At 41.3% G+C, this 17,228-nt stretch carries 17 protein-coding genes and 1 pseudogene; 3 read left to right on the top strand and 15 right to left on the bottom strand.

Features of this window, described 5'->3' with window-relative positions; translation table 11 throughout:
* Positions 1-3: 3 nt before the first annotated feature.
* From ACYQ3Q_RS15210 to ACYQ3Q_RS15185, 6 genes and pseudogenes are all read right to left on the bottom strand, one after another.
* Positions 4-324, bottom strand: coding sequence for a cytochrome b/b6 domain-containing protein (locus ACYQ3Q_RS15210; RefSeq protein WP_459929385.1), 321 nt, complete (start codon positions 322-324; stop codon positions 4-6).
* Positions 305-1,374 (bottom strand): annotated as a pseudogene (locus tag ACYQ3Q_RS15205) (4Fe-4S dicluster domain-containing protein). The gene ACYQ3Q_RS15210 and the pseudogene ACYQ3Q_RS15205 overlap by 20 nt, the downstream one beginning before the upstream one ends.
* Positions 1,375-1,589: 215 nt before the next feature.
* A complete protein-coding gene (locus tag ACYQ3Q_RS15200; RefSeq protein WP_459929384.1) occupies positions 1,590-3,020 on the bottom strand; it encodes a peptidoglycan DD-metalloendopeptidase family protein in 1,431 nt (476 codons plus the stop codon).
* Positions 3,021-3,198: 178 nt separating this feature from the next.
* A complete protein-coding gene (locus tag ACYQ3Q_RS15195; RefSeq protein ID WP_459929383.1) occupies positions 3,199-5,634 on the bottom strand; it encodes an AAA family ATPase in 2,436 nt (811 codons plus the stop codon).
* Positions 5,624-6,787 carry a metallophosphoesterase family protein gene (locus ACYQ3Q_RS15190; RefSeq protein ID WP_459929595.1) on the bottom strand — a complete coding sequence of 388 codons (1,164 nt, stop codon included), beginning with the start codon at positions 6,785-6,787 and terminating at the stop codon, positions 5,624-5,626. Before ACYQ3Q_RS15190 ends, ACYQ3Q_RS15195 begins: the two co-directional genes overlap by 11 nt.
* 75 nt (positions 6,788-6,862) lie before the next feature.
* The gene (locus ACYQ3Q_RS15185) at positions 6,863-7,921 is read right to left on the bottom strand and encodes a GerMN domain-containing protein (protein ID WP_459929382.1); all 1,059 of its coding nucleotides are present in this window, start codon (positions 7,919-7,921) and stop codon (positions 6,863-6,865) included.
* Between the two features lie 193 nt (positions 7,922-8,114).
* Between ACYQ3Q_RS15185 and ACYQ3Q_RS15180 the strand changes: the two genes are divergently transcribed.
* Together ACYQ3Q_RS15180 and ACYQ3Q_RS15175 are read left to right on the top strand one after the other, a co-directional pair.
* On the top strand, positions 8,115-8,408 hold the full coding sequence (locus ACYQ3Q_RS15180) for a LapA family protein (RefSeq protein WP_459929381.1): 294 nt from the start codon (positions 8,115-8,117) through the stop codon (positions 8,406-8,408).
* A 46-nt stretch (positions 8,409-8,454) separates the two neighbouring features.
* Entirely contained in the window at positions 8,455-8,625 is a 171-nt protein-coding gene (locus ACYQ3Q_RS15175; protein ID WP_459929380.1) for a hypothetical protein, read from the top strand.
* 14 nt (positions 8,626-8,639) lie between these two features.
* Here the strand turns inward: ACYQ3Q_RS15175 and ACYQ3Q_RS15170 are convergent, their stop codons facing one another.
* The 5 genes from ACYQ3Q_RS15170 to ACYQ3Q_RS15150 form a co-directional block, all read right to left on the bottom strand.
* A complete protein-coding gene (locus ACYQ3Q_RS15170; protein ID WP_459929379.1) occupies positions 8,640-9,056 on the bottom strand; it encodes a rhodanese-like domain-containing protein in 417 nt (138 codons plus the stop codon).
* 116 nt (positions 9,057-9,172) lie between these two features.
* Positions 9,173-10,051, bottom strand: a complete 879-nt coding sequence (locus ACYQ3Q_RS15165) for an Fpg/Nei family DNA glycosylase (protein WP_459929378.1) — start codon at positions 10,049-10,051, stop codon at positions 9,173-9,175.
* 99 nt (positions 10,052-10,150) lie between these two features.
* Positions 10,151-10,375 (bottom strand): MoaD/ThiS family protein, encoded by a 225-nt coding sequence (locus tag ACYQ3Q_RS15160; RefSeq protein WP_459929377.1) that lies wholly within the window; start codon positions 10,373-10,375, stop codon positions 10,151-10,153.
* Positions 10,376-10,447: 72 nt separating this feature from the next.
* Positions 10,448-12,172 carry an aldehyde ferredoxin oxidoreductase family protein gene (locus tag ACYQ3Q_RS15155; protein ID WP_459929376.1) on the bottom strand — a complete coding sequence of 575 codons (1,725 nt, stop codon included), beginning with the start codon at positions 12,170-12,172 and terminating at the stop codon, positions 10,448-10,450.
* A 154-nt stretch (positions 12,173-12,326) separates the two neighbouring features.
* Positions 12,327-12,566, bottom strand: a complete 240-nt coding sequence (locus tag ACYQ3Q_RS15150; RefSeq protein ID WP_459929375.1) for a spore coat protein D — start codon at positions 12,564-12,566, stop codon at positions 12,327-12,329.
* A 235-nt stretch (positions 12,567-12,801) separates the two neighbouring features.
* Between ACYQ3Q_RS15150 and ACYQ3Q_RS15145 the strand changes: the two genes are divergently transcribed.
* Positions 12,802-13,128, top strand: coding sequence for an SCP2 sterol-binding domain-containing protein (locus tag ACYQ3Q_RS15145; protein WP_459929374.1), 327 nt, complete (start codon positions 12,802-12,804; stop codon positions 13,126-13,128).
* Positions 13,129-13,397: 269 nt separating this feature from the next.
* Here the strand turns inward: ACYQ3Q_RS15145 and ACYQ3Q_RS15140 are convergent, their stop codons facing one another.
* The 4 genes from ACYQ3Q_RS15140 to ACYQ3Q_RS15125 form a co-directional block, all read right to left on the bottom strand.
* Positions 13,398-13,769: a toprim domain-containing protein gene (locus ACYQ3Q_RS15140; RefSeq protein WP_459929373.1), complete on the bottom strand. Its 372-nt coding sequence runs from the start codon at positions 13,767-13,769 to the stop codon at positions 13,398-13,400.
* A 128-nt stretch (positions 13,770-13,897) separates the two neighbouring features.
* Entirely contained in the window at positions 13,898-15,643 is a 1,746-nt protein-coding gene (locus tag ACYQ3Q_RS15135) for an aldehyde ferredoxin oxidoreductase C-terminal domain-containing protein (protein ID WP_459929372.1), read from the bottom strand.
* A complete protein-coding gene (locus ACYQ3Q_RS15130) occupies positions 15,643-16,053 on the bottom strand; it encodes a 4Fe-4S binding protein (protein ID WP_459929371.1) in 411 nt (136 codons plus the stop codon). Before ACYQ3Q_RS15130 ends, ACYQ3Q_RS15135 begins: the two co-directional genes overlap by 1 nt.
* A gap of 220 nt (positions 16,054-16,273) precedes the next feature.
* Positions 16,274-17,221: a metallophosphoesterase family protein gene (locus ACYQ3Q_RS15125; protein WP_459929370.1), complete on the bottom strand. Its 948-nt coding sequence runs from the start codon at positions 17,219-17,221 to the stop codon at positions 16,274-16,276.
* Between the last annotated feature and the right edge of the window lie 7 nt (positions 17,222-17,228).

The following is a 17,228-nucleotide window of genomic DNA, read 5'->3' as shown; positions in this document are numbered from 1 at the left end:
CTCTCAGAAACCCTCTCCACTCAGGTGTGTACGTGGGAAAATATCAAATTCTCGGCGAGCGAATGCATAAACAATATGGAACGCTGCGGCAAATAATAGCCCAAACGCGCCCAGATAATGAAGGTTAATGGTGATAAAATAATCGCCGAGCCATAGTGCTCCTGGTAATTTTGTAACATTGTACCGAGTGTACAGCGGTAGTTGCCCTAAACCTGTGATAATAAGCAGTGTAACTGAGAGGGCTGTTGTCCAGTGGACAAACCGATTGGCCATGGTTTGTCTTATAATTTTGCTTTGCTTTGGATTATTCAATTCCTTCGCCATTGTTATGCTCCTCTCGTTGTTCGTTCTGGTGATTCTGGGATCGTATTGCTTTATCCCCTTTCATAATTCGATATGCCGTAATTCCAGCAACAGCTGCACCTGCGAAGGTCGCCATTATTGAACTCAAAAACATACCTTTGCCAGTGGAAAGATAATTTTCTACATTAACAGGCATACCCGGTCGGCCGGGAGAAATATCTTTCTTGCTCGCTTTGTCAGCCTTGATCGCAACATCAATTTTCTCGAATGGAACCGCAGAAATATATAAGGTGGGAGTCCCTCCGTTTTCTTTATCCCCGTAAATATAGCCCTTAACTTCTTTTGCCTTTTTATAAGCCAGGGTTCTCACCTCTTCTCTTGGACCAATTGAGATGGCACCCTTCGGACAAGCGCTCACACAAGCAGGTTTTTTACCCTCTGCTAAAAAGTCTACGCACATATCACACTTATACATGACCCCCCCACCGGCTAAATCCGGCGCAATATCTAGGTAGATACCTACTCCAGCCTGGCGTTGAGGGATACCCCAAGGACATACATCCCGACATTTAGCCCCTCCGAAACATAGTTCATCGTCGATGGACACGGCTCCCGTTTGATCTTTAGTGATCGCACTAAAGGGGCATAGCTTTGAACAGGTCGGATTATCGCAGTGCATACAACGTCGTGGAACATAAACCTCTTGTTCAATACCATTATGCTCAACTTTAACATGGTCAACAAATGTCCAGTTATAGGGAGTTAGGCGACTTTTTAGATCTCTTTTGTTGGACCAGTCTTCTACTTTCTTCTGTGGCCAGTAATTTTTTAGTGGTTTTTGCGGTTCAGGAAATCTTGCTTGATTATGCTTGCCACATGCTTCAACACAAAGTGGTGTTTTATAATTTTTACACCCGTCACACTTCGTTAAATCAATCAAGGTACCCAATTTTCATTACTTAGTCCTGCAGCCTGAACAGGTTTGCTTAGGCCAGTAGCGGCCAAAGCTCCAAGTAAGCCAGCAGCAGTAGTTCTCTTGAAGAATGTTCTACGCGAAATACTCTCGCTCATATGCCCCCATACCCCCCATACGTATTATTTTTATATGTATATATTTATCATTTTTTTAGAGAATTTACAAAGGTAATTTCTTGTATACCTTATAGGGGTATGGGGGTTTATGGCGGGCAATGATTTCCGGATAGTAATTCTTGCTGACTAGCACAAAAAAGGCTTAGGCACACTTTTTAATGGTGCCTAAGCCTTTTAAAATTCTGCGTTAAGATTTAGCGGAGGTAACCGATTGGATTGACTTGACTTCCATTAATAATCACTTCTAAATGTAGGTGTGAACCAGAAGAACGACCCGTTGAGCCTACCAAGCCAATTGTCTGACCTTTTGAAACAGAATTTCCTGCAGAGACCAGCAGCTTAGAAGCATGAGCATAACGAGTCATAACTCCATTTCCATGATCAATGAGAATCGTGTTACCATAGTTCCCATTCCATCCTGCACTTACAACGGTACCTGATCCAGAAGCTACAAAGGGATCTCCCTTGTCACCGTCAATATCAAGACCTGTATGGAACTCCGATCCACGGTATCCATAATAAGACGTAATTCTTCCCCTAAACGGCCAAATAAGTCCTGAGGTAATGCTTCCACTACCCCGAGAGTAGGCAACAGCTACATTAGTACGTTGAGGCCCTTTCTCAATCACTTGAGAGACTGATTCCTTTAATATTTTTTCATCCTGAACAGTCTGAGAAACCACTTTATCATTTTTCTGGACGTAAGAATATTGAACTTCCTTTTTTCCGTCGCTTCCAGCTTGTTTGACTGTTGTTTGACCATACGGTAAGCTCGTATTCGTCTTTGTCACTACTTCAAAGGGAATTGTCTCCGTTTCAGTTCGAACTCCTTTACTCACTACCGTTATGTAGGGGGTAACCTTGTCCAAGACAATTTTTTGACCCAGTTTAAGTATGGTATCCTCAGTGGTTCCTGGATTACTAGCAAGTACTTCTTTCGTTTTCATGTCGTTCTTTCGGGCAATGAGCCACCAAGAATCATTAGCCTGAACTGTATATTCAACTTTTTGTAAATTTCCTTGTTTAAGTTTGTCTAAGGCCTGCTCATAGGAAGTGACCTGGTCTAAGGGGACTTCCACTGGTTGCGTCTCCACTTCGTCTTCAAAGGAGACTGAGGAAACTTGGTTTTTATCACTGGGTTGAGCGATGAAATCTTGAAAATCTTTAAGTAATTTCTCTCCATCTTCCGCTTTAGCCAGAACTAAGAGAGGTTCCTTGTTAACCGTCAACATGACTCCATCAACATAGTAAGAAATGTCCTCAGCTAACGTTTCTTTAGAAAGAGCACGATAATCAGCATTCTTAATTCGAACGGTTGAGTACGTAATATCATCATGGGTCTTAGCCTCAGTACTCAAGGGAGCTCCCTTTTCAGAAAGAATCTGCTTTATCATTTCTCCAGCTTTATCTTGATTAGCGACAAGACCAACCTTTTCGCCATTTACGACAACATAGACTGCTGAAGTTGTAGAATTAAGATAAACCATTCCACTTCCCATCAAAAGTAAAAGAACGATGGATCCTCCTATGACTTTTGGAGATTTCCATGATTTGTTCTTCTTTGTGAATATCTTAGCTTTTAGGATTTCGAGATATCTCATTGGTAAATCCTCGACCTTTTTCATAGAACCCCCCTATAATATTATATTCTTTTTCAAAAACACTTCGTTTAATTGGTTACCTTAATCCAAATTACTTTTTTAATTATCTAACAATTATAGTGATTACTTATCCCCTACTATTTTCTATTATTCTACCTTGGTTGTCAACCTAATGTGAAAATACTCAATGGATTAGTCGAAATTAACTAAGTGGCAAGCAAAAAAGAGACCAACCTTTACTGGAAAGTTTCTCTCCCAATTTAAGATCCGTCGTACTAAAAATCACCTGTCTGGTAGGGGATAGTTTATAAAGATATTCTGTAACTTCTCTCCAAAAATCCTTATCCACAATCTTTACCTTTCCAACGGAGAAGAACAAGGGGGTCTCGGTGTTGTCACGAAGCACTAATTGGGCGACGGCCATACGATAAGAAAAATAATTCCTTTTGGCTAACGTCTCAGCTTCTATGGACTTTGGAGTCGACGCAGAGAAACTATGCTCAAAAATCCACTGTTTTTCTATGCTGAGTATCTTTTCGTGCTTTGTTTGCCATTCACTCCAGGATAATTCCAACAAGGTATACGCGTCATCTAAGGCATGACGTAAGTCCTCATACGCCATCCACTGGTGTTTCATTGTATCTATCTTCTTCTCTAGAACAGATAACGACTGAGATGTCTGGGTACTCTGAAGACGTTGTTTGGCAACTGCTAGGCGTTGGCGAATTTCCTTCTGTTCTATTTGCCAAGCAGATATTTCTGCCAGCCTTTCTTCATTCGGAAGACGTATTTCGCGTTCCAATTCTGCCAAAGGTTCCAAAACCTTGGTAAGTTGTTCCATATTCCTATCACCAAGTAAGCCATAAAACCTCTTCGACAACTCGGCAACTTCTGTTTCCATCTCATCCTTATCCCTTAGTAGACTAGCAACGTTTAATACTGCCGCAAGTACTTCCTCTCTGTCCGTCGAAGGTATTCGCCAATTCTGTATCTTATTGCGCAGTTGTTCCGCGCAGTTGAGTAATTTTATTTCTTCTTTTTGTTGTTTTTCAAGTTCAAGCTGTAACTCATTAAGTTCTATGGATAGCTGATGTTTTCTTTGTCGATAGTCTTCCCATCCCCTCAGCCATTCCGAAAAATCTTTGGTATGGACCGCAGTAAACGCTCGTTGCAAGACTTCATTGCGCCTACGCACAATTCTATGTAGATTTTCCTCTTGCCTCACTTTGTTTTGTAGCTTTTCTACCTGTTTCTTCACGCTTTCAACCCGTTTTGTTTGGTCTCGAAATTCCTCCAGTTGATTCGTGAATTCCTGATAGTTTGAGGCCTGGTATCGTTTGTAGTAATCGAGAAGACGAGACGATAACATTCCTGCAATACCTGTCAAACCTAACCATTTACGCATCGTTCGATCCAGAGTGTTAGCAAGTTTGGAGCTTCGCCACAGTTGTAAATACTTTTCTCGTTGGGCAATTCTAATTTCATCTGCCTCTGTAACATCGTCCATTACTACAAAATTCGCCAATCGAGTACTTTCTTGTGAGAATATCACTTGAAGTTTATCAAGTCCACGTTTTGTAATAATGAGTTTATTCAGTTTCTCCTGAGCCACATCCCTAGCTTCTAATGACCTTCTCAGAATCTGATCTTCGTCCTCCAACAATCCCTTATATCCCGATGTTTGGAGGTAATTTTGAGTCTCGGCAATTTGTCTGGTGCGCAGCTGAGTACCAGCAACTAAGAGATCTACGTTTTTCTGCAGACATGCCCACTCCATGCACTCTTCACGCAAGCTCTCAATTAACGCCCAATCTACACATGATTCAGAAGAAATGGCCCACAAATTTGTCTCTGTACCTTGCAGCCGTTCTGCCAACCGGTTTAACTCATCTTGCAGTCGGAGCAACTCACGATAATCAGGGTTTTGAGAATGAACCTCTAAGCGCTTCTGAATATTGGCAGATGACGTAATTTTCTCAGTTAAGATCATTTCTTTTTCCAATAAATTTTTGATATCGATTTGAAGCAATCGTTGATTGTCTTGTTGGCGGTAAGCTATTTCCCATTCATGCCTTAGAGCATCATACTCGGTCTTAAGAAGGGCCATACTCTCGCTTTGCTCTTTCACTCTCTTTTGCGCCCCCAGAATGGAAGCCCGCACTTTCGTTAAGGAAAGTCCCTCCTCCCCTCCTTGGCGAAGGTTGTTAATGCGCCGGAATAGATAATCATTGTGGTCAGTTTCCGGCCAATCCACTATCCCTCCCCGCAGAAAATCATGAAGCTGTACCTTGAATACATACTCTCCAATAGTCATTGATTCCGGTAGATTAACAGGCTGTTCTGTTTCATCCATTAAGGTTGAAAGCTGCTCCAGTGCATCATCCTTTTTGATGAATTCATGACGCAGATAAAAGTGATGACTTTCTCCAGACATCCACACTTCGATTAATCCATTTCGGTTTTGCGTCAAGAATGGAGCGGATTTTTTTTGATTGTAGAATAGGGTCAGCAGTAAGTCACTAAACAATTTCTGAATACTTTTATTCTGAAATAAAAGCAGAAATGGACCTGAGGAAAATATCCAGTCGACATTCCCCAGGCCTACTAAATTTTCACTTCTGATTCGGTCAATCCTCATCGAATCCCCGTCCCTGCCCCAGCGCTGTTAGTCCAATTTTTCGTACTAGTTCCCAGTATTGAGAGTTCTCCGAGCCCTTCACGTCAACCAAGTGCATTTGTAGTTTCTGCACGAATATTTGGGCTAGAGAAGGATATCCTTCACTATTCTTCACTACCGAAACCCCGCGTTCAAATTGAGACGACGATTTTCGTTCTAAGGAGAGAACTTCAGCGTAGCGAAACTGAGTCTCTAGAAGATTTTTTACAGTTTGTAGCATTCCTTCAACTTCGAATATTGTTCCTGATAATTTAAACCTAAATAAATTCTTCTGCCGATCTTCTAGGCTCGTTTCTGCCAGTAATATCGCAGCAACCCTTTCAAAATCTGCTTGGGATTGAAAAGTTAGATCCTTTTCAATATAACTACGTTGTCCAAGTTCTCGGAATTCAAATCGAGAAGATTCTTTCCCTATCTCCCCTAGCAACACACCATGAGGACCATTATCCTGAAAACCTCTGGCTTCAGGCGCACCACAATCTGCCCAGAATGTTTCCCCGGCTTGCTGAATCCCGCTCCAAGCTTCTCGCTTTCCCAAGGCTAAGTAAGATAAACCACTTGAAGCGATCTCCTCTTGCCGAATCGGAATAAACCCTTCAGTATTCTTCTCGGAATCCACCTCAGCATGGAGAAGCATAAGCTGAAGTGAACCGTCACTCGTCGTTTGAAAACCGTTTAGAAAAGGTCCTTCCTGATGATAAGTTGTCCAGCCCTCTCCAAAAACTATGAGGTTATGGGAAGGAATTTTTATACTACTAACTCCACTTGAGAATATATGCACGTTCCTCGGCCAAACCGCTAGGCGGTAAGCAGACGTTAAAATCAGAGGGTCCCGCCTACCTGGAGTTATAAAAATTCTCGCCCCTTCTAACTGAGCAAACGACCTAGCTACCCGTTCGACGGTCTCTTTGCGCACATACTCTTGTTCAAATAAATCTCCGGTTATAAAAAGAAACTCAATTTTTTCCGATCGACAAAGCGAGAGAACCGCTTCAAAGGTCTGCCATAAATCATTATTTCGCAGAGCTGTCCAGGTCTCCGGTCCTTCCCACGAGGAGCTGTCAAATCGAAACCCTGCACATTGCAAGAAACGAACACACGAAGCCATAATCATCTTCACCTCACCAGTAAAGGAACCTATTTCGTGTTCTACTCCATCTGAAATCTAGTTGAACTTGTCAAGGGAGACTCAATGAAATTCGACACTGTTTTTTAGATCTACTCTGAAGAACTCACCCTTATTCATCATATAATGCCCAGACGAATACGGATTTCCTTCAATAGTTATATAGACCTTGTCGACCCCGTAATAGGTTCCTAGTGTATTGGTGATACTCTGTAAAATCATGCTTTCATAACCAGAGCCTGCGTTCATTTCGCTAACCAATTCCTTAGTAAAATCAATATAAACCACGTCGTCTTTATTTAAGTACAGACTCTTAATCTTAACATTCGGGCCCAAAACCTTAGATATATCCCCTTTAGGCAGTTCTTTAAATGTCTTCTCAAACACAATTTTTGTCAGATCATTCGTCATAAAAGAAAGCTTCTTATTAAGATAATTGAGCTTATCATTATTTAGATTTGGATAAAAGAATTTTACCGTTTGAGTTAATGGAACATTATTCTCTACTTTGCTTAAAGCAGAGTAAACTACATATCCGTCTGATGTAAAAATTGTTTTTACGAGACCAATATTTGGGGCATAATAGTCTTGGGTCTTATGATCCTTACCTTCGGTCGTAACCTCTAGGGTTTTATAAGTACCTGAAGGGGTGGTTATCTCTACCTCTAGATTAGTAATTGATCGCTTTCTATCATCCGCCAAGACCCACGAAGTTCCTTTTTCAAGCGGTTCTTTCAAGAGGATTTCCTGATAATTACTCGGGCTACTGGTTATATTCTCTCGATAATTGGCTTCCCCTCTCACTATTGGTTGGGTCAGCTCACCATCTTTGTTTTCTAGTACCTTAATCATCTCAGTTCCACCGTTATTAGACCTTATCTGAACACGATTTCCTGCGATATAATCAACCATAACGTTGTATGAAGCATATTCATTCCCTTCTCCCTCATACACATAGTTCGTATTTTCTTTGTAGGAAAAATAATCTTGAATAGTAAGTGGTTGCTTAGTTTCTTGTGGTTTAGTTTCCTCAACAGGTGGCTTAATATCGTTCTTATTAGCGCAACTGCTTAACAGAACAAGCGTCAATAATAAGCTAATAACAATGAAAAGTTTTTTCAAGTTTACCCCTCCTATGGTGATTTAGATAATAGTATAGCACTTCTCTCAATAATTACACAGCCACGATGCCACAACAAGTTCTTAGAAATAACAAAATACACTCCACAATAAAGTTGAACTAAGCAAACTATGTGCAGGAATCTCGTAGGTTACAGTCGAATAACGTTAAAACGAGCGAGGAGGTCAATGCAAAATGTTTGTACTTATTTTATCTCTTATTTGTTCCATTCTGATTGCAATCTTTGCTGTACAAAATGCTAGCTTAGTTACTATTCAGATTTTATGGATAACCAAAGAAGTTCCTTTAGTTCTAATAATCTTAGGGTCTACATTTGCAGGAGCTATTATAATGCTTCTCTTAGCTATATGGCGAGAATTACGCTTAAAGCTCAAACTTAAGCAGCATCAAAAGGATGACAGTGTGAAGAACGACCTTCCTGTTCAATCTGTAACTCCAACTTTAAAACAATCTGATGACTCGGATTAGTAAACAAGTAATAAACTATACAAGCAACGAAAGGAAGTAAGATGAATTGGCAAGCGTAATTGCAGTTAGAGAAATACCAGGAGTAGCTGATATTGGGGAAAAATTCGAAGTATATGCTGTTGAACCTCACATTTTCGCAGAGGATTCTAAGTTTTTAATATTTACGCCTGAAGGTTGGAGATGGGCTTTTGCGTTTAACTTCCAACCCTGCAGCTAAACTTGAGATTACTATTACTTTGCGCCGGATTCTGTTTGATATGGCCAGTTATTGATACCCCCTAGATTGTGGACATTGGTATAGTTCATCTTAGCAAGTGTTTGAGCGGCTATAGTGCTTCGACTTCCACTGCGACAGTAAACGAATATGACAGCATCCTTGTCTCTAAGCTTTTCTGGCGCCTGTGAGTTGATAACCTCGACTGGGATTAACACACTACCTGGAATACGTTTTTCATTGTTTTCTGCCACAGTCCTTACATCAAGTAGTACAATCCCTTTTTCTGCATCTAAACGTTTCTTAGCAGTTTCAGCTGAAATAGTTTGGACGGTGACTTTTTTTTCAGTGTCAGATTGAACTTGAGCACACCCAACAATGCTGAGGAAACTTACGACAACTACAAAGATAACCAAAAATACGCTTTTTTTCATAATGCTTTTCTCCCCATAATCTTTAATTTCGATAATTTTCTTCTTATTAATCTTATCTCATTTCGCTAAAAAAGGCTACGAAACAATAAGAAGATGATTCCTGAATTGAACGGGAGTCATCTTTGACAATGCGAGCAAAAAAAGGCATTCCTACCCCCGACCTCCATCTTTTGAATCACTTCATTGCACGACAGACACGCTTTTCCGGCCCGGTCATACGCTTGAAAATGTGGATTATAGCCTCCAGTAAAATCATCCCAAGGAGCAAATCGTTCTTCCATGTCTCCCCCTAGACGTATAGAATCCTTAAGAACCATAATCAAGGAGTGATACAAGCCTACTTTATCATCCCTACTAAGCGAAGAAATTAAACGAGTCGGTAAAATACCCGCCCTAAATAACCCCTCATTAGAATAAGCATTGCCCACACCCGCAATATTTTTTGGATTCATTAGCCAAGGCTTGATCATACCCCTTTTCCCCTCTAGTAGTTGCATAAAATCTTCTGCACGGAAGTTTGGATCTAAGGGATCCTTTCCGAGTTCCTCTAATTTCTCATTTAGTGGGTCCTGCCCAAGATAATGCAAATAGCCCAATGTAAGAGAGCAAAAAAAGAGCACCGAACCGTCCGATAAGCCAAAAACAACACTAGCTTTTCCAGGTAACTCTTTAATACTTTGTTTTAATTCCTCCGCATCACTGTGGAGAATCTCAAATTGTGAAAGTGTTTCGATGTTTTCCGCGGGTAAGTAATAAAGCCTGCCATCCAACATCATGTGAGTCAGAAGATAATGATCGTTGTCAAGATGAAAAATTAGGTATTTACCTCTCCGGGTGATGTCTTTTATAAGTTTACCTGTCATACGCTGACAAAAATCTGTACTTTCCAGGTTAAGACTTTTTGCTCTTAGGACATTACTTTCAATAATTCGTTTATCCTTAACCCACTTAGTTAAATAATTCTTGTATATTTCCATTTCGGGAATTTCAGGCATTCTATTACCTCCATGTCAACATTGGTTGAACGAGTTCACTTCTGTAGAAACTTAGGAGGTTAGCTTTGCTAACCTCCTAAGTCTAAGCATATTAATTATCTACATACCACCGACCGGAGGAGAGAAAGCAACGGTATCTTGGTTTTGCAAGACTTGCTCTAATTGGGCTCCTCGACTATTGACCATACAGATTGCCACTTGTTCTAACGGCAGATTGTGCTTTTTGATGATATCTATTACCCGACTGTTCTCTTCTAATTGTGTCTTTTCCTGCATAAATCTGCCTTCACGAAGATCTCCAAAAAGCTTAACATTAACTTCCATAGGTTTTACCTCCTTAGTTTGACTAAACTGCCTCCCTGTTTTCTTTTCTCCTTTATTAAATTTACGACTTACTTATAACTGAAGCACTTGATCAAGCTCTTCGCCCGTGAAATCCCAAATAGCATTATGGGGAGGCACTGGTTCACTAAAGAATTCCGGTAAACGGTCATCCTTGTTGGTAAACCCAGCCGCTGCATTGAAAGCCCTTTCCGTCTTCAGTATCATTCGTCCCATGTTGAACCAGTCGTCAACAGACCAATTCGTTCCATACTCGGCATTAATCATTTCAACTAAAGCATGCGAAACCGGTTCATAGTCTAAGATGGCAAATGCAGTAAAAACGCAAAGACCAGCAGAATCGATAGAGGCCGTAGCAATTTGCAAGTTCCTCGAAAGCTCAATCTGTCCATCTTTAAGCAATGGGTCTACGTGACCACCAACTTTCAAGATATTATGAGTCACCGAGTACCCTGCAGTATGGTCAGCACCCATTGGAGTAGTGGCATAGGTCACCCCAATACCCTTGACAGATCTTGGATCATAAGCAGGTATGGTCTGATGTTTAACCGTTGGAATCCGGGTTACCCCGTAGGCTTTACCCGTGAAATCCGCTCCATTTCCCAAGATGCGGCCCAGAGAAGTGCCTTCTTTAAGCTCTTCTTTAAATAATTTCAACATTGCCTTTCCATCACCCCAGGGGAGGATGCCTGCTTCCATGGCCACCATCATAGTTCCAGCGCTCTCAATCGTATCAATTCCTATGTCATCGCAAATCTGATCGACCTCTGCAATAATATCGAGATCGTCTACTGTGCAGCCTGCCCCAAATCCCCAGATCGTTTCATATTCAAAACCAGAGGTTAAGTATTTTTCGTCTTTGTCATTATAGGTCTGAGAACAACGAATGACACACCCGATATGGCAACCATGAGTAGGATCACCTTTTCTACTCATGATCGTGTCATACATGGTCTCGCCGCTAATCTTTTCTGCCCCATCAAATTGCCCCATTCGGAAGTTCTTAGTTGGCAGTCCACCAGCCTCATTAAGAATGTTAATCAGCACATTAGTTCCGTATTTAGGTAAGGCATTTCCACTGACAGGGTGATTAAGCAACCCCTTATTGAAAAGCTGTGCTGCATTTTTGAATTTCTCACGGTCTTGAATCTCAATGCCTTCTCCGTCATTATCATCCAGCGTTATGTATTTAATCTTCTTAGAACTCATAACAGCACCAAGTCCACCCCGACCTAAGCTGCGAATATGCCCTTTGGGGTCTTTAACCGAAATATTAGCCGCTGACATTTTAAATTCCCCTGCTTGCCCAATCGTGATAACCCCTGTATTTTCGCCATACCTAGAGGTTAGAGTATGGATGACTTCATAGTTGCCCTTACCCAGAAGTTCTGTCTCTTCTTTGATTTTTACTCCTTCTTTATGAACATGGAGATTGTACCATTTATCGCCTTCTGGAATGTCCTCAATGATCAAAGCCTTTACTCCCAGCTTCGCCAATCTTTGGGCCGCCGTCCCTCCAGAATTACTTTCTTTGATCCCACCAGTTAACGGACTTTTGGCACCGGCTGATAAACGTCCTGCATTAGCAGCCATGGTGCCAGTAAGCATCCCCGGTGCAAAAACTAATTTGTTTTTATTGCCCAATGGATGACACGTTGGCTCAACTTCTTGAGCTATGATAACCGAAGTTAGCCCCCGGCCTCCAAGCAGCTTCCACTCTTCTGGTACTTCCTCCGCGACAAACGTGAGTTGAGCCATGTTGACACGATAAATTTTCACAAATACACCTCCAAAACCTCTTTTTTGTGAACTCGCCCTGCTTCACTTACAACTATTATTTGACATGTGCTCTTTAGCTATACATAGGTGACCAAAAGCAGACTAGTTCAAATGCCACGCTTACCCAAGCGTGGCATTGAGAGTTTCAGATCAATTAAAAGAGTCGACCTTCAGAGTAACCAGTATAACCTACTCTACCCAAATTAGTTTGATAGCCTTGGTCAACAACAACGTTTCTTGTTATCGTCTGATAATAATGCTGGGGAACATCAATAATATTCTGGCGGTTAATATTCACTATAGGATGAATTACTGGGACAATTCGCTGAGTGTAATAGTCTCGCACGCAATATTGTGGGGGACAACAAATTGGTTTACCAACACAACCATACATCAGATCAAACACCTCCTTCTATTTGTTACATTATATTCACATAAGCCTATTTGGGAACAATTTGTATTTATGGTATATTATTTATGTGCATGTTAGAAATAACTCCCTTGATCAGACAAATCCCCAATTTAAATTCTTTTTTAATAAAAATGTTTTGAAAGAATTACTTATATATGGTATATTCTAAATGAATAGCTATTCATGTTATGAATTGAGGGGGGGGGAGGAGATCACTATGAGTGTGACTGCTGAACTAAATGCACTTGTGGAGAAAATGAACGCAAACCCAGAGCATATCAAGGAAGAAAAAGACCGCGTGTTTCAAATCAATCTTGAGGAAAGTGGTTCATTACAAATAGTCCTTAAAAGCGGTCAAGTGGAAGTAGTAGAAGGAAATGTACATAATGCAGAGGTAACCTTAATCCTCAATGAGAAAAACTTCTCAAAATTACTCAACGATAATCTTAATGCCACGATGGCCTTTATGACTGGTAGTTTAAAGGTTGAAGGTAAAATGGGATTGGCTTTGAAGCTCCAAGAGATCGTTAAATCCTATCAATAATATTTTAAGCATGTAAAATTAAAGAAGAGCGGGTTTTTGCCCGCTCTATTTTTTATACTTGTCAGAAAGTATAACTCTAAGTTGTATACTTTCTGGAAGCATCAGTGCAACTAAGACTTGGCGTAAGCCAAGTTTTGTTTTTAGCCATATGTTGCATCAATATCCACCATTGTCTTCCCATCCAGAGGTCGCTTCCAAACATTACTGTGATCACTACAGACTAGAATAGCTAATGGTGCGCCATAGACGTTAGCAGCCTTCTTTAGCTTTTAGCTTCGATTGTTTAACCTACGGTTATTGATTTCTTCTTCTCCGTCTGGCATTTTCACAGCAAAGTGGGCACCCTCAAGAATTTGTGTCAAAACGTTGAGTGGGGTAGTTGCCACCTCTCGGTACATCCTGTGGGTGTAGACGTGTCGAACGTTGGGAAATTCTTGCTTAAACAAACGCCGAGCTTTGTTGCCAGCATCATCGGCATCCAAAAGTACGCAGACCTCATCCTCACTATATTCCGCAATCAATTCTTCTAACTTATCAAGCCCCAACGTCCCATAGGTGCAGACAATCTCCACAGGTTCATCCAAAATTCGTTCCAGCTGCTTTTTGTCAGTTTTCCCTTCTACAATAATAACTCTATTCATTATTTCACCTATACTTTCGGTCACTCTGCTGTTCTGTCATTTATTATACCTACCATTATCCTCTACCCATTGTCCCCGAACTATACTCAGGGATTTATTATTCAATAGCTAAACAGAGCTTTAAATTGTTAATTTTGTACCAGTAGCGAACATTTTCCTACATACTGCTGAATCATTCTTTGCACTACAGTCGAGTCGAGCTTGCCATGCATACTAGGCGTTTCGAAGAAACGTTTTGGTAATTTCACCTGCCGAGGATCAAAACCTAGTTTTTCTTTAATGCGTAGCTTCGTTGCCAAAACCCTTTTGCCGATTGTTGTGAGATCGTCGTCTGTAAGTTCATAGCCAACAGCCTTTAGCGCTTTCAGGACTGTTTCTCGGTTATACAATTTTCGAGCGAAGAGACAGATAACAAGGGAGTTTAGAACACAGCGTTCGAGTTCTTCTTCGAATAGAGTATCGACGGCTTTGTTCTCGTCAAATAGTTTTATCGATTGGTCAACTGCGTAACCAGCATTACATAAATGTGAGTGCCGAGCGCCTACGGTAAGCCCAACTATGTTTCCATAGCCCGTGTGATAACCTGGGATTTCATTGCCGGCAACCTGAAGGGCAAAGTCTTTGCCCCCATGCTTCTCTCCAGCAGATCGTGTCCCCTCTCCCAGAACACGATAAAAATCATTCTCACGGTTCCCTAGATACATGACAGCCCGATAATACTTATTCGTATCTCCAAAGGCTAGCGGAAGAAGAGTTTCTGCTTCCGTCACAATCCCTTTCATTAAGCTTTCAGTTGCCCAAGCCAAGGAGACGCCAGTCGATATGGCATCCAAGCCTGTCTTTTCCACAGCTTCGATAAGATGTAAGACTTCATCCGTCTTGCTAATGCCGAGTAACGTTCCCAGAGCATAAATTAGCTCATAATCGTAAGCAACGCTCACTGATTCATAATCATAACCCTCGTCAAAGACTCGTCGAAATTGGCCAATATGAATACATCCAACCGGACAACCCGTACAAGCCATCTTACGGACGAGATTATTCTTGACAAAGGATTCTCCGCTGATTTGATCAGCCCCATCAAAGCGGTTATCCGTCAGATTTTTAGTAGGCAAAGCTCCTAATTCGTTGATTGCTTCCACATTGATTGAGGTGCCCTGGTCATGATATTTTGACATGAGATCCGTCTCAGTGACCGATTTAAAAATCGATTGATAAACACGAAAATAGTCTTTAGGGTCTTGGATTTTCGTAGTCTTGTCTCCAGTAACCACAATAGCCTTCAGGTTTTTGCTCCCCATCACAGCTCCTAAGCCAAGCCGACCAAAATGCCGATAGGTATCCACACAAACGCTGGCAAACTTAACCATCTTCTCTCCAGCAGGCCCGATTCTCATAATGCTACGCTTACCGCTTCCTTTTTCATGATCTCGAATAAATTGGCCAACGGTATCCGAATCCATACCCCATATTGCACGAGCATCTTTGATTGCGATGTTTCCGCCATTAATCGTAATATAGGAAGGTCGAGAGGCTTGACCATGAATTACGACCGCATCATAGCCTGCCATCGATAACGTCAAGGCCAGTCTTCCTCCCGCATAGCTTTCCCCTAGCTCACCTGTCAAGGGAGAAATAAACATCCCTACAGTCTTGGTAATCAGGGGGTAAATTCCAGAGATTGCGCCAATCGCCAGGACCATCGGTTGTTCAGAGGCTAAGGGTGGAAGTTCTGGTCGCATAGTTTCCTCGAGCAATTTAGACGCCACACCAACACCACCGAGATATTCTGTCAAATCAGTCCTCCGCGTGATTTTAATTACGCCCGTAGCGAGATCTATGTCTAAAACCCGAATCGCTTTTTCGTATAACATCACCGTACCCCCTCTGTTAACTGTAAACATCCATGTGGACAAAATCGCGCACAGACCCCGCAATGTTTACAGACAATAGGTTTTTTGGTGTCAGGGTCGAAATAAATAGCATCGACTGTGCAGGCAAGAACGCAGCGTTGACATCCGACACAGTTATCTTTGTTTAGAATAACCCCTCCACCTTGGCGCTTGACAAGGGCTCCGGTCGGACAAACTTCTGCACAGGGAACGTCCCCTTGGCAGGCTTGGCAGACTATCGCTATAAACTTGCCCGATAATCCTCCACTTGTTTTGATGCGAATAGCACTTTTTAAAATGGAGTGGTCCTGCTGATTTACGCTAGCACAAGTTATCATACAAGATAAACAGCCTATACAACGATTCATTTGCATGGCTTTTAATACTTTCATGGTCGAACCTCCCGATTATGGTCTTCTTATTATGCATAGTCCATTATATCTGCTAATCGAATTATATTAAAGCTGCGGTTCAAGTAAAAATGCTTAGATAATAAACGTTCTGTCTTATATATGACACTTCTTATATAAGACAGAAAAGCCACCTCAAAGGTGGTTTTCTTTAGGTCCCAATTCAGTTAATCTAATCATAAGATTCGATGTTCAACTTAAGTTAACCGAGTTTACTGGGGATCTCCTGAGTAAAGAGCCAAGATTTTTCTTTCAGATCTCTTCCTTTTATAACCACCTTATTGCCATAGACTTCTATATATAAGCCCTTAATAAGAGGTTCTCTTGTTCTAGATTGACCTTCAGCACGACGTACGATGGTATAATGTACTGCGCCAGTATGAACTTTAGTGTAAGGTTGGTTTAATACCACACTATTATCCGACAAATCAGCGTGAGTGTGGGAATTAAAGAGTATCGCTTCAGGATATTGGGCAAGAATTTTCTTAATCTCCTCACTTTGCTCAGATCCAACCCATCCGTTATTCGGATTACTATTGAGTGGTTGATGAAGAAAAACAAACATTGGTTTACCTGAGACATGATTTTCAGCTAGTTTTTCCTTTAACCATTGCTGTTGTACAACCGATATATATGCCCTTATAGAATCAAGAGTGTAGGAATTGCCATCCTCAGACCCTAACGAAATAAAGTGATAGCCCTTAAGCCAACGATCGTGATAGACCTTTTCTTCACCCGCGAATTCGAGGTAGCGATTGATAAAGACCTCCACATCCTTGGGAGTATTTATCTCGATTTCATAATTAAAAAATTCATGATTCCCAATATTTTTGATGATTGTTTGAGGTAATTGGGACCTATTTTTTAATAGAGTCCATTGTAGTGCAGTGTATTGTCTAGTTATCCCTTGATCCACCGTATCTCCATTTAGGACCAGTGCGTTCATTGCAGGATTAATACTATGCAGATCATAGATCGCCTTTTGAAGGCTAGCATTGTTGCCATGAACATCTCCTAAAACCGCAAAAGCAAGGTCTGCTTGAGTTACCTGTGGGTTAGAATTTGTGCCGGACGGTACAATGGGTTGATGACTAAAAAGAGATAGCCCCAATACCAAGAGAACACTGAGTATAAAAATAGCCTTCTTCACATCTGTC

It is taken from the genome of Desulfosporosinus burensis (assembly GCF_054657535.1).
This window is presented reverse-complemented; position numbering and strand designations above follow the sequence as displayed.